The organism is Agrobacterium deltaense RV3 (genome assembly GCF_900013505.1).
Taxonomy (GTDB): Bacteria; Pseudomonadota; Alphaproteobacteria; order Rhizobiales; family Rhizobiaceae; genus Agrobacterium; species Agrobacterium leguminum.
In genome coordinates this window covers 2860335-2874409 of sequence record NZ_LT009745.1, presented here as the reverse complement: position 1 = coordinate 2874409, position 14075 = coordinate 2860335, and the positions used below count along the sequence as shown (strand labels likewise).

The 14075-nt window shown below is 60.3% G+C and carries 8 protein-coding genes; all 8 read left to right on the top strand.

From position 1 onward, the window contains the following. The first annotated feature begins 23 nt into the window (after positions 1 to 23). The 8 genes from AGR7B_RS14340 to addA all read left to right on the top strand — a co-directional run bounded on the left by AGR7B_RS14340 (position 24) and on the right by addA (position 14023). On the top strand, positions 24 to 425 hold the full coding sequence (locus AGR7B_RS14340) for a PTS sugar transporter subunit IIA (RefSeq protein WP_003505374.1): 402 nt from the start codon (positions 24 to 26) through the stop codon (positions 423 to 425). Between the two features lie 11 nt (positions 426 to 436). Beyond that, positions 437 to 712 carry an HPr family phosphocarrier protein gene (locus AGR7B_RS14335; protein ID WP_003521181.1) on the top strand — a complete coding sequence of 92 codons (276 nt, stop codon included), beginning with the start codon at positions 437 to 439 and terminating at the stop codon, positions 710 to 712. 128 nt (positions 713 to 840) lie between these two features. After that, positions 841 to 2241, top strand: a complete 1401-nt coding sequence (gene ahcY / locus AGR7B_RS14330) for an adenosylhomocysteinase (RefSeq protein WP_035264116.1) — start codon at positions 841 to 843, stop codon at positions 2239 to 2241. A gap of 208 nt (positions 2242 to 2449) precedes the next feature. Then, positions 2450 to 5032 carry a sensor histidine kinase gene (locus AGR7B_RS14320; protein ID WP_080856918.1) on the top strand — a complete coding sequence of 861 codons (2583 nt, stop codon included), beginning with the start codon at positions 2450 to 2452 and terminating at the stop codon, positions 5030 to 5032. Continuing rightward, positions 5029 to 6540, top strand: coding sequence for a tRNA (adenosine(37)-N6)-threonylcarbamoyltransferase complex ATPase subunit type 1 TsaE (gene tsaE / locus AGR7B_RS14315; protein WP_080856917.1), 1512 nt, complete (start codon positions 5029 to 5031; stop codon positions 6538 to 6540). The genes AGR7B_RS14320 and tsaE overlap by 4 nt, the downstream gene beginning before the upstream one ends. A gap of 16 nt (positions 6541 to 6556) precedes the next feature. After that, the gene (locus AGR7B_RS14310; RefSeq protein ID WP_080856916.1) at positions 6557 to 7294 is read left to right on the top strand and encodes a nucleotidyltransferase family protein; all 738 of its coding nucleotides are present in this window, start codon (positions 6557 to 6559) and stop codon (positions 7292 to 7294) included. Then, positions 7291 to 10476 (top strand): double-strand break repair protein AddB, encoded by a 3186-nt coding sequence (gene addB, locus AGR7B_RS14305; RefSeq protein WP_080856915.1) that lies wholly within the window; start codon positions 7291 to 7293, stop codon positions 10474 to 10476. The genes AGR7B_RS14310 and addB overlap by 4 nt, the downstream gene beginning before the upstream one ends. Next, positions 10466 to 14023, top strand: a complete 3558-nt coding sequence (gene addA / locus AGR7B_RS14300; protein WP_080856914.1) for a double-strand break repair helicase AddA — start codon at positions 10466 to 10468, stop codon at positions 14021 to 14023. Before addB ends, addA begins: the two co-directional genes overlap by 11 nt. Positions 14024 to 14075: the final 52 nt, after the last annotated feature.

Sequence of the window (14075 nt, the reverse complement as noted above, 5' to 3'; positions counted from 1 at the left end):
GTGCGTGTGCAAGGGAGCATTTCATGATCGGACTAGTGCTTGTCACCCATGGCAAGCTGGCTGAGGAGTTTCGCCATGCGTTGGAGCATGTCGTCGGTCCCCAGAAATTGATCGAGACGGTCTGTATCGGTCCCGAAGACGACATGGATCAGCGCCGGCAGGATATCATCGACGCCGTTGCGCGCGCCAATGACGGCAATGGCGTGATCATCCTGACGGACATGTTCGGCGGCACGCCTTCCAATCTCGCGATTTCCGTCATGAATAACGGCAATGTCGAAGTCATCGCAGGCGTCAATCTTCCCATGCTGATCAAGCTTGCAGGCGTTCGCAGCGAAGATAATATGGACAAGGCCCTTCAGGACGCATCCGATGCCGGCCGCAAATATATCAACGTCGCCAGCCGCGTTTTGAGCGGCAAGTGAGAAGTTAGCCCATGTCGCCATTCTCCCGGGAACTACCGATCATCAACAAACGCGGCCTTCACGCCCGGGCTTCTGCAAAATTCGTGCAGATGGTCGAAGGTTTTGACGCGACGATCACGGTTTCCAAGGATGGCATGACCGTTGGCGGCACCTCCATCATGGGCCTGATGATGCTGGCCGCCAGCCCCGGCTGCAGCGTTTATGTCGAGGCAAGCGGCAATCAGGCGAAAGAAGCGCTGGAAGCACTGGAGGCGCTTGTCGCCGACCGCTTCGGCGAAGAAGCCTGAGCCGGAACCATATAAAGACATAAAGACTTCTTTATATCATCATTGCCAGATCGTTCGTGGCCTGCTAAACCGCTGCTACGTTTAAGAGCCGGGCCGCAAGGTGCGGCGTTTCTGATCTGGAGAACTTCATGAGCCTTGAGAAGGACTACATCGTCGCCGATATCAACCTTGCCGCATTCGGCCGCAAGGAACTGGACATCGCCGAAACCGAAATGCCGGGCCTGATGTCCTGCCGCAAGGAATTCGGCGAAAGCAAGCCGCTGAAGGGCGCACGGATCACTGGTTCGCTTCACATGACGATCCAAACCGGCGTTCTGATCGAGACGCTGAAGGAACTCGGCGCGGACATCCGTTGGGCGTCCTGCAATATTTTTTCGACGCAGGATCATGCAGCGGCGGCCATTGCGGCAGCCGGCATTCCGGTATTCGCAGTCAAGGGTGAAACCCTGACGGAATATTGGGAATATACCGACAGGATCTTCCAGTGGGCCGATGGCGGCCTCTCCAACATGATCCTCGACGATGGCGGCGACGCCACCATGTACATCTTGCTCGGCGCACGCGCCGAAGCCGGTGAGGATGTTCTTTCCAACCCCGGTTCGGAAGAAGAGGAAATTCTCTTCGCGCAGATCAACAAGCGCCTCAAGGCTTCGCCTGGCTGGTTCACCAAGCAGCGCGACGCACTGAAGGGCGTCACGGAAGAAACGACGACCGGCGTTCACCGTCTTTACGATCTCAGCAAGAAGGGCCTGCTGCCCTTCCCGGCGATCAACGTCAATGACAGCGTCACCAAGTCGAAGTTCGACAACAAATACGGCTGCAAGGAATCGCTGGTGGACGGCATTCGCCGCGCAACCGACGTAATGATGGCCGGCAAGGTTGCCGTGGTCTGCGGTTACGGCGATGTGGGCAAGGGTTCGGCGGCATCGCTGCAGGGCGCCGGCGCCCGCGTGAAGGTCACCGAAATCGATCCGATCTGCGCGCTTCAGGCCGCCATGGACGGTTTCGAGGTCGTTCGTCTGGAGGACGTGGTTTCCTCCGCCGATATCTTCATCACCACCACCGGCAACAAGGACGTGATCCGCATCGAGCATATGCGCGAGATGAAGGACATGGCCATCGTCGGCAATATCGGCCATTTCGACAACGAGATTCAGGTCGCATCGCTGCGTAACCTGAAGTGGACGAACATCAAGCCGCAGGTCGACATGATCGAGTTCCCGAAGGGCAACCGCATCATTCTTCTGTCCGAAGGCCGCCTGCTGAACCTCGGCAACGCCACCGGTCACCCCTCCTTCGTCATGTCGGCCTCCTTCACCAACCAGGTGCTGGGCCAGATCGAGCTCTTCACCAAACAGGGCGAATACAAGAACGAAGTTTACGTGCTTCCCAAGCACCTCGACGAGAAGGTTGCGCGCCTTCATCTTGAGAAGCTTGGTGTGCGCCTGACCGAACTTTCCGACCTTCAGGCAGATTATATCGGCATCTCGAAGGAAGGTCCGTTCAAGGCCGAACACTACAGATATTAATTTCATAGTTAATATCCACTGAAATTACACAATATCTAGATGCCGTGCGCTTGACAAAGCGCGCGGCATCTTTTTTGCGCGCTCCCTTTTCGCAGATTTATGAAGGCGGTATTGTCATCAGACTTGATTCGGACACGCCAAAGGGCGGCGGGGACGAAATGGGATGTCTTGTCGAAGATGCGGCACATAGGACGGAGACAGACCGGGGATGTCGGTTCAAAATTCGGATCTGCGCAAGCAGACAGTTCAACGCGTTGAAAACACGCAAGCGGGCGTGGCATTGAGCGCGGCTCTTGCGCGTTGCCGACAGGTCGTCAGTGCGGTTCAGACAGGCTTTGCGAGGCTTCCTGTCCTGCTTTCGGGCACGGTTCTCGCCGGCTCGACAACCGCTGTGATGGCCCAGGACGGCCTTGTGGCAAAGACCGGCGCGCGATTGTTCTCGTCCGGAGAAACCATCACCTATTCGCTTTTCGTCGGGATGCTATCAGCAACGCTGTTTTCCGTCGTCTGGCTGGTGCGCCAGCGCGGTAATATCGAGGCGGAAAGCAGCGAATACCGACAGGCGCTTGCCCAGTCCCACCACAAGATAGCGAAATACGAGGCGTTGATTTCCGACAAGAGCCGCCGCATCGTCATCTGGGATGGCGCGGACAAGCGGCCCGAATTTCTGGGACAGCTGCCGGCCGAGACGGGTGTACCGCAGGCGGATCACGATTTTCTGGCCTTTGGCCGCTGGCTGAAGCCGGCATCCGCAAGCCAGCTTGAAAAATCCATCGAAAAACTCCGCAGCCATGCCCAGAGTTTCGACCTGACCATCGAGACGCAGCGCGGTGAAGTCATCGAAGTGCAGGGCCGGGTTTCCGGGGGCAATGCCTTTGCGCGTTTCATCGCGCTCAACAATTTGCGCGCCGAACTCGCGGAATTGCAGGTGGAGCGCGAGCGCCTGATCGCTTCCGTCTCGACCTTTCAGGAACTTCTCGATTCCATTGAGCAGCCAGTCTGGCGGCGCAATGGCGAAGGCGACCTCATCTGGGTCAACCACGCCTATGCCCAGGCGGTGGATGCCCGTGACACCGAACAGGCCGTTCATGAAAAACGCGAACTTCTGAACACGGTTACCCGGCAGAAGATACGCGCGGCCGCGACACCGGAATCGCCCTATCACGACCGTATTTCGACGGTGGTTTCCGGAAACCGCACCTTCTTTGACGTTGTCGACATCAAGACAGCGGGTGGGTCCGCCGGCATCGCCATCGATGCCACCGAGGCCGAGACCATCGGCGAAGAACTCAAGCGGGTTCTGAAAAGCCACGCCGAAACGCTCGATCATCTGGCAACGCCTGTCGCCATTTTCGACGGCCGGCAGCGGCTGCAATTCTACAATCAGGCTTTTGCGGCTCTCTGGGGTCTCGATCTCGTTTTCCTCGAATCCAGCCCTGACAATTCCGAGCTTCTGGACAGGCTGCGCACCGCCGGCAAATTGCCGGAGCAGCTGAACTGGAAGAACTGGAAGGAGACGGCGCTTTCCGTCTACCGTTCGCTGGATACCAAGACTGATCTCTGGCACCTGCCGAACGGCCAGACGCTTCGGGTCATCGCAACTGCCCATCCGCAGGGCGGCGCGACCTGGGTCTTCGAGAACCTGACCGAGCAGGTCGATCTGCAGATGCGCTACAACACGCTGGTAAAGGTGCAGGGCGAAACCATCGACCATCTGGCCGAAGGTGTGGCCGTGTTCGGCGCCGATGGGCGCATTCGCCTGTCCAACCCGGCATTCCGGGCGCTCTGGGGCGTGACTGCGGAACAGGCTGAGACCGGCACCCATATCCGCGCCATAGAAACCGCCTGCACGCAATCCTATGACAGGCCGGACGGCTGGCGCGCCTTCAGCCAGTTCATTACCAGCTTCGACGATGAGCGGCCGTCGCGGCAGGGCACGCTGGAACTGCTTTCCGGCCTCGTGCTCGACTACGCCATCATTCCGCTGCCGGACGCGCAGACCATGCTGACCTTCGTCAACATGACCGACAGCGTGCGGGCCGAGCGGGCGCTGAAAGAAAAGAACGATGCGCTTCTGAAGGCCGACGAGCTTAAGAACGATTTCGTGCAGCATGTTTCCTACGAGCTGCGCTCACCGCTGACGAATATCATCGGCTTCACCGATCTCCTCAAGACACCCGGCATCGGCCAATTGACGGAACGGCAGGCGGAATATCTCGACCATATTTCCACCTCGTCCTCGGTGCTCCTGACCATCGTCAACGATATTCTCGATCTCGCGACCGTCGATGCCGGCATCATGCAGCTCAATTATTCGGAAAACGATCTGAACGAATTGCTTGAAGACGTTTCGGTGCAGATCGCCGACCGGCTGCAGGAGAGCGGAATTTCGCTCGAGATCGTTGCACCCGCCCATCTCGGCAGTCTGGTGGCCGATCATCAGCGGCTGAAGCAGATTCTCATCAAGCTCCTGACCAATGCGATCAATTTCGCACCCGAAGGTTCCTCCGTGCAGCTTTCCTGCCAGCGTAGCGAAGGCGACTTCGTGTTCTCCGTGGCGGATAAGGGTCCGGGCATTCCTGAGGACATGCTGAAGAGCGTGTTCGACCGCTTCGCGACGCGCGGCAATGGCGGGCGGCGAACCGGTGCGGGGCTTGGCCTTTCCATCGTCGAAAGCTTCGTCAGCCTGCATCATGGCACGGTCAGCATCGACAGCCGCCCCGGCAACGGCACTATCGTCACCTGCCGCATTCCTTCCGGCACACGGCCGCATTCCATCGCCGCAGAATGAGCGAAGACATCTTGCCGATCACCATTCCCCTTGCGGGAGAAAAGGACACCATCAGGCTCGGTGAAGACCTCGCGCTGGCTTTGAAACCCGGCGATTGTCTGGCCCTGATCGGCGATCTCGGCGCCGGCAAATCGACGCTTGCCCGCGCCTTCATCCGGGCAATGGCGGACGAGCCGGATCTTGAAGTTCCGAGCCCCACCTTCACGATCGTCCAGACCTATGCCGCCCGTATTCCAGTCGCCCATCTCGATCTCTACCGGCTTTCGGATGTTTCGGAACTGGACGAACTCGGCATCGATGAGATGCTGGAGGATGGCATCTGCCTGATCGAATGGCCGGATATGGCCGCCGAGATCCTGCCGCCGGAGCAGACCGTCACGCTCCGGCTGACGCATTCCGGCGAAGGGCGGCTCGCCTCCATCGAGGCTCCGGCAAAGCTGAAAGCACGACTTGAACGGGTTTTCGCCATCCGCGCGTTTCTCGCAAAAAATGGCAGGGGCGACGCGGCCCGGCGTTTTCTCAGCGGTGACGCCTCAACACGCGCGTATGAGACCGTTTTCACTGACGGCCCGGACCTTATCCTTATGGATTGGCGACGTCCCCTCAAGGGTGCAATCATTGCGGACGGCAAGACCTACGCGGAAATCGCCCATCTTGCCCAGGACGCCCGCTCCTTCGTTGCGATCGGCAACTATCTTCGAAACAACGGCCTTTGCGCCCCTGAGATTCTGGCGGCAGATATCGATCAGGGTATTCTATTGCTGGAGGATCTGGGGCGGGATGGCGTACTTGCGCCTGACGGAACGCCGATAGAGGACCGCTATCTGCAAAGCGTCGCCTGCCTTGCCGCACTCCATCAGGCCCCGCGACCTGGCCTGCTGCCGGTGGGTGACGGCAGCGCCTATGAGGTTCCCCCGTTCGACCGACAGGCGATGAAAATTGAAGTATCGTTGCTGGTGGAGTGGTATCTGCCCTACAAACGCGGCACACAGCTCTCCGATGGCGAGAAGTACGACTATTACGCCCTGTGGGACAGGCTGATCGACGCGCTCGCTGGCTGCGAAACCGGCCTTCTGCTGCGCGATTTCCATTCGCCAAATATTCTGTGGCAGGCGCAGAATAACGGCATCCGGCAGGTCGGCCTGATCGATTATCAGGACGCGATGATCGGCCCGAGCGCTTACGATCTTGCCTCCATCGTGCAGGACGCCCGTGTCACCATCTCACCCGAATTGCAAGCGCGCCTGCTTTCGCACTATCTCGACAGCAGGAGAAGCGCGCCCTCTTTCGATGAGGCTCTTTTCCTCAAGGCTTTCGCCATCATGTCGGCGCAACGCAACTGCAAGCTCGCCGGTATCTGGGTGAGGCTGTTGGAACGAGACGGAAAACCCGGTTATATGAAACATATGCCGAGGACGTTCCGCTATCTCAGTGCAGCGCTTTCGCATCCGGAACTCGCACCGCTCAAAGACTGGTGCCTGCGCATGGGCATGGAATTCGACGACTGAAAGACGGTTGACCACGATGACGATTAAAAATGCGATGGTGCTGGCCGCCGGGCTTGGCACGCGGATGCGCCCGATCACGGATACGATACCGAAGCCGCTCGTCCAGATCGCGGGCAAGCCGATGATCGATTATGCGCTCGACGCGCTTGTCGAAGCCGGTGCGGAAACCATTGTCGTCAATGTGCACCACCACGCGGAACAGATGGTCGCCCATCTTGAGCAGCGCACCGACGCCGAAATCCTGATTTCCGACGAGCGGACGCAACTGATGAATTCCGGCGGCGGTCTCGCCAAGGGCCTGAAGCTTCTTGAACCCGGCCCGGTCTTCGTCATGAATGCCGATCTCTTCTGGATTGGCGAGCAGCTGAATGCGGTCAGCAACCTGCGCAAGCTTGCGCAATTCTTCGACCCGACCCGAATGGACATGGCGCTGCTCTGCGTCGATATGGACCGCACCACCGGGCACAATGGCAAGCGGGATTTCAACCTCTCCGCCGATGGAAAACTGACGCGGTATCGCGATGGCGATCCGAACCCCGTGGTTTATGCCGGAGCCATCGCCATGGATTCGCGGCTGCTGGACGATGCGCCGGCGGATGCCTTCAACCTCAATATCTATTTCGACCGCGCCATTGAAAGAGACCGGCTTTTCGGGCTTTCTCTGGATGGCCACTGGATCACTGTCGGCACGCCGGATGCGATAGACGATGCTGAAAGCATCATCCGCCAATTCAGGGAAAAACGCTCTGCATGACGCTCACCCACCACGCAAAGCGCGTTCTGACGATCGCTGCGGGAACACCGTTCCTCAAGACGCTCGCGGAAACGCTGTGTGACGGGACACTGACAGCCGGCTATAAATACGACCCGGCCGATCCGCTCTCGCTTGCCAAGGTGACGATCTACGTGCCGACGCGCCGCTCCGCCCGTGTGCTGCGCTCCGAATTCGTCGATCTTCTGGGCGGCCGGTCCGCCATTCTGCCGCTGATCCGCCCCTTGGGCGAAACGGATGACGACAGCGGCTTTTTCGAGATCGAAAATCCTGAAATCATGGATCTGGCGCCGCCGATTTCCGGCACCGGCCGACTGATCGAGCTGGCGCGTCTTATTCTCGCCTGGCGCAACAGCCTGCCGGATGCCATCCGGGCCATCCATTCCGATTCGCCGCTTGTCGCCCCCGCCAGCCCCGCAGACGCCATATGGCTGGCGCGTGCGCTTGGCGAGGTGATCGATGCAATGGATACGGAAGAAAAGGACTGGGAAGCGCTTCAGCATCTCGATACTGGCGATCACGCCCAATGGTGGCAACTGACGGCGGATTTCCTGCGCATCGCCAGCGTCTTCTGGCCGGCGCGGCTTGCCGAACTCAACCGTTCCTCGGCCGGCCGGCATCGCAACGCCATCCTGCGGGCGGAAGCGAACCGGCTTGCCAATTTGCCGGATACGGGACCAATCATCGTCGCCGGGTCGACGGGTTCCATTCCTGCCGCAGCCGATCTTATCGCCGCCGTTGCGGCCCTGCCCCAGGGCACCGTCGTGCTTCCGGGGCTAGATCTCGCCATGCCGGAGGAGCAGTGGGAGGCAATCGCCGAGGACCCTACCGATCCTTCGAGCCGCACCCACTCGCAATATGGGCTTTATATGCTGTTGCAGAAGCTCGGCATCCTGCGCAACGATGTGGTTCAGATCGGCGCCATCGATGGCGATCTGGAAAAGCGCGCAGCCGTGTTTTCGGCCGCACTCGCGCCAGCCAAATCCACCAGCGGCTGGAATCGCTGGCGCGAGGACAGGCAACCCGGCTTTTTCGACGACGCCTTCGCAACGGCCACGCTGATAGAAGCCGCCAATGAGCGCGAGGAGGCAACAGCCATCGCGGTGGCTTTGCGGCTTGCGCTTGAAGCGCCTGGCGCTGGGCGTCCGTCGCAGGCAGCGCTGATAACACCGGACCGCGGGCTGGCGCGGCGCGTGGCAACGGAGTTGCAGCGCTTCGGCATCGAAGCAGACGACTCGGCCGGTACGCCGCTCTCCGCCACCCCACAAGCGGGGCTGACGCAACTGGCGCTGGAAGCGATCCTGAGGCCCGGCGACCCGGTGCCGATCATTTCCCTTCTTAAACATCCGCTTAGCCGCTTCGGGCTTTCCGATGAAGCTTTCGCGAAAGCCTCCAAAGCGCTGGAGTTGATCGCGCTGCGCGGCGGCCGTGTGGAGACCGAAATCGGCAATCTGGAAGCGGTTCTGGAGGCGCAGCTTCTGGCGCAGCGCGACGACCGGCACCCACCTGCCTGGCGGCTGGCGCTGCCGGAGGCAAGCGCGGAGGCTGCGCGCGACCTGGCACAGCGGATTGTCGTTGCCACCGAGCCGCTCGGTTCCGCCTTTGTCCGCAAAGATCGATCCGGCCGCGCCTTCACCGATAAGTTGCCGCTGTCCGTTTGGGCGGAGCGGACGGGTCGCGTGATCGAAGCCATCTGCGCGGATGAAAACAGCGATCTTGCCGCGCTCTGGTCCGGTGAAGCGGGAGACAAGCTTTCCGAGCTGTTCGGCGAGCTGATGGAAAGCGGCGAAATCCTCGATGCGGATGGACCGCAATGGATCGATATTTTTGCGGCACTGGTAGCCGGTGAATCGATCAAGCCAAGATCGATGCGTCATCCGCGCATTTTCATCTTCGGCGCGCTCGAGGCACGGCTGCAAAGCGTCGATACCGTTGTCATCGGTGGTCTCAATGAAGGGCTCTGGCCGGGCCAGACGGCGAATAATCCATTCCTGTCCCGCACCATGAAGACCGCCATTGGCCTCGAACCGCCTGAACGACGTATCGGTCAGCTTGCGCATGATTTCGAGATGGCAAATGGCACCCGACAGATTTTTTACACCCGCGCGCTGAGGCAGGGCTCAACGCCCGCTGTCGCCTCACGCTGGCTGCAGCGTCTTCTCGCGTTGGGCGGCGAGGATTTTGCCGATAGACTGAGGAAGCGCGGCGAGACCTATCGCCATTGGGCGGAATTGATGGACGAAAGTATCGATCAGGAAGCGGCAAAGCGCCCTGCCCCGAAACCGCCAGCCGCGTTGCAGCCGACGCGCTATTCCTTCAGCGAAGTGGGGCGCCTGCGCCGCGATCCCTATTCGATCTATGCGCGGCGCATCCTGAAGCTGGACCCGCTCGACCCCTTCAATCGCGATCCGAACGCCGCAGATCGCGGCACGCTCTATCACGCGATCATCGAGCGCTATTCCCGTGAGGGACATGTTCCCGGAACACCGGCCTCGCTTTCGGCCATGCAGCGCATTCTCGACGAATGTTTCGATGCGGAAAACCTGCCTCCCCATGTGGATGTCATCTGGCGGCCGCGTTTTGCAGCGGTAGCGCGCGCATTTATCGACTGGGAAAAAGAACGTCATCCATCCATTCGCCACAGCTTCTACGAGGCTCGCGCCGGGCAGGAAATCGTCGAGGCGGGCATAAGGCTGACGGGGATCGCCGACCGCATCGACATCAAGACAAACGGTCAGGCGGATATTATCGACTACAAGACGGGGCTTGCGCCTTCCGTCAATCAGGCGCGCGCGCTGCTCGACCCGCAGCTTGCGCTGGAGGCGGCGGCACTGATGCGCGGTGCCTTCCGCGAAGCCGGTTCGCCCAAACCTGAAAACCTGATCTATGTTCGCCTGCGGCCTGGCGAGCGTTTTTTTGCCGATCAGGTCAATAACGAACATTCCAGCCGAAGCGGCAAAAGACCGCCGAAATCGGCGATTGAGCTCGCGACGGAATCGATCGAACAGCTCACCAAATTCGTTCATTCCCTGCGTGACGGCGAAAACGGCTTCGCCTCCCGCCTCGTGCCGGAAGAGCAACAATCCTATGGCGGGGAATATGACCACCTCGCCCGCGTTTCGGAATGGTCGACGGCAGAACCGGGAGACGGCGATGACGATTGATCCCTTCGATGCCGGCCCCGCCGCCGATACGCCTGAGAGCTGGATCGACTGGACCAGCGCCCGGCAGCGGCTTGCCTCCGATCCCGCAAGCTCTGCCTGGGTGTCGGCCAATGCCGGCTCCGGCAAGACCCATGTTCTGACCCAACGCGTCATCCGCCTGCTACTGGCCGGATGTAGACCTTCGGCAATTTTGTGCCTTACCTATACAAAGGCCGCGGCGTCGGAAATGTCCAGCCGCGTATTCGACCGTCTGGCGGAATGGGCTACTTTGCCGGATTCCGACCTCAAGGACCGCATCGCCGCCATCGAAGGCAAGGCGCCGGATCGCATCAAGCTTGCCGAAGCGCGCAGGCTGTTTGCCAAGGCGCTGGAAACGCCGGGCGGGTTGAAAATCCAGACGATCCACGCCTTCTGCGAGGCGTTGCTGCATCAGTTCCCGCTGGAAGCCAATGTCGCCGGCCATTTCTCCGTTCTTGACGACCGCGCCGCAACCACGCTGCTCGCCGAAGCACGCCGTTCGCTTCTAACGGCGGTTTCGACGGAACGGGACGCGGAGCTGGCGCAATCGCTCGCTTATGTGCTCGATCTCGCCGACGAAAGCGGACTGGAATCGCTGCTTTCCGCCATCATCGCCAATCGCAGCGCCCTTCGCGCCTTTCTTCTGGACGCCAAACAGTCGGGCGGCATCGATGCGCGGTTGCGGCAGGCGATGCAGATCGCAGACGGGGAAACCGAAGAAACCGCGGCAGCCGCCTTCTGGCCTCTGCCCGGCCTCTCAGGCCTTGCGCTCGATACGTATCTCGCCCTTGCCGACGAGGTGGGTGGATCACGCGTCATCGATGTCGCTTATGCGCTCAGGGAGGCAAAACGACAGTCGGACCCCGTGCGGCGGATGGAATTCATCGAAGCGGCACTGCTGACAGCCAAGGGCGAAAAGAAATCGGATGCCTATGTCATCAACAAGGGCATGCAGAAATCCGCCCCCGAACTTCTCGATGCGCTGACGCTGGCGCGGGACCATGTCGTTTCCTGCCGCAACCGATATCGTCTGGTGCGGATGCTGGCGGCGACAAAATGCGCCCTTGTTCTGGCCGAAAGGCTGATCGGCGATTTCGAAGACCTGAAGAAACAGCGAAGCCAGCTCGATTTCGAAGACTTGATCGAGCGCGCGGCCAACCTTCTCAACCGCGATACGGCCGGCGCCTGGGTGCACTACAAGCTGGATCAGGGCATCGACCATATTCTCGTCGATGAGGCGCAGGATACCAGCCCGGTGCAATGGTCGATCATCCAGTCGCTGGCGGCGGATTTCTTCACCGGCGAGAGCGCCCGCCTGGGGCGGCGCACGCTTTTTGCCGTGGGCGATGAAAAACAGTCGATCTATTCATTCCAGGGCGCCCGGCCGGAACGGTTTTCGCAGGAGCGCGAAGAGACCAAAAAGCGCGTCGATTCCGTCGATCAGGCCTTTCACCGTATCCGCCTGCCGCTTTCTTTCCGGTCCACGGAGGATGTTCTGGCCGCCGTCGATCAGGTCTTTTCAGACCCGAATAACGCCAGCGGCCTCAGTGCCGATAACGAGCCGGTGGAGCACCGATCCAACCGTGCCGGCCATCCCGGCACCGTGGAGGTGTGGGACATGGTGGCGCCGGAAACCGCCGAAGACGAAGAGGATTGGACAGCGCCCTTCGATGCGCTGCGGGAAAGCGCGCCGGCCATCATCGTCGCCCGCCGGATCGCCGCGCGCATCGCCGATATGATCGGAAGCGAGACCATCATCGAAAAGGGCGTCGAGCGCGCCGTGGAGCCAGGCGACATTCTGGTTCTCGTCAGAAAACGTCATGCCTTTGTCAATGCGCTGACGCGCGAGCTGAAACGACGCAAGAATATTCCCGTTGCCGGCGCCGACCGCCTTCGCCTGACCGACCACATTGCCGTGCAGGACCTTCTGGCGCTCGGACATTTCGTTGTCCTGCCCGAAGACGATCTTTCGCTCGCCGCATTGTTGAAGAGCCCGCTTTTCAACCTGACCGAAGATGACGTTTTCAACATCGCCGCCATACGATCGGAAACGGAAAGCGTCTGGAAACGGCTGCAAATCCTTTCGCAGGAAGAGAATAGTAATCTTTCCGCCGTTACCGCCAAGCTGGAAGGTTTCATCGCGCTTTCTAAAACGGCCACCGTGCATGATTTCTTTGCGGCGGTCCTGACCCTGCATGACGGGCGCAAAAAATTTCTCGGCCGGCTTGGCAATGAGGCGAGCGACGTTCTGGATGAGTTCCTGTCCTTTGCGCTGGATCACGAGAGGACCGGTCTGCCCGGCCTTCAGGCCTTTCTCTCCGTTCTGGAAACCGATTCACCGGAGGTGAAACGCGAGCAGGACAAGGATCGTGGCGAAGTACGTATCATGACCGTGCACGCCTCCAAGGGCCTGGAAGCGCCGGTGGTTTTTGTCGTCGATGGCGGTTCGAAAGCCTTCAATCACAGCCATGTACCGAAACTGCGCTTCGTCGAAGCGGGTGAGGACGCCTTCCCGGTCTGGCTGCCCGGCAGCGGCTTTTCCAACCATCTCATTCGCTCCGACGAGGAACGGCTGAAGACGGCCGCCGAAGACGAATATCGACGGCTGCTTTATGTGGCGATGACGCGCGCCGCCGATCACCTCGTCGTCTGCGGTTATCGCGGCCAGAAGGAAAACCCCGAATGTTGGCATGCCATCGTCAAGGCGGCGCTTGCCAACAATGAAGACCATTGCAAGCCGCAGCTTTTCACGGCCGATGGCGAGGAATGGCAGGGGCTTGTCTGGCGTAAATCCGAGGCTCGCGCGACATCTCTCCCGCAAAGGCTGCCGGAAAAGCAACAGGACGAAGAACATACTCTTCCGGCCGGGCTGCTTGCCCCCCTGCCTGCCCTGCCCTCCTTGCCAAGGCCGCTCAGCCCTTCCGGAGCAGGTACTATCATCGATGATGGTGCGGATGATCTTGCCGTGCGTTCGCCGCTTTTCGGCGAGAAGGCCGATGTCTCTTCGCTGGCGCTGCAGCGTGGCCGGCTGGTGCATCGCATGTTGCAGGCACTGCCGGATTTTGCCGAGGCGGAGCGGGAGGAGGCTGCCCGCCGCTATGCGGAGCGAGCGGCCCGTTTCTGGCCTACGGCCGAACGTGAGCATTTGATCCGCGCGGTTCTGCGGGTCATCTCCGAACCGGCGGTGCAACCGGCCTTTTCCGCCAACAGCCGCGCGGAAATCTCCATCATGGGCACGATGACCATCGGCCGGCAGCACTATGCCGTCTCCGGCCGTGTCGACCGGCTGGCGGTGGACGGTGATCGCGTTATTCTGGTAGACTACAAGACGAACCGGGTTCCGCCGCGTACGGCACGCGAGATACCTTTCTCCCACACCGCGCAGCTTGCCATCTATCGCGAAATTCTTGCACCGCTCTATCCGGGCAAGGAATTCGTCTGCGCGCTGATCTATACGGAAAATGCCGCTTTTGTGCGGGTTGACAATGATGCAATGTCGCAGGCCCTTGCCGCAATAAAGACAAAGTGAGATACCGGGGCATTGAAATTCCGACGCGCCCGCATCACATCGATAGCGGAAA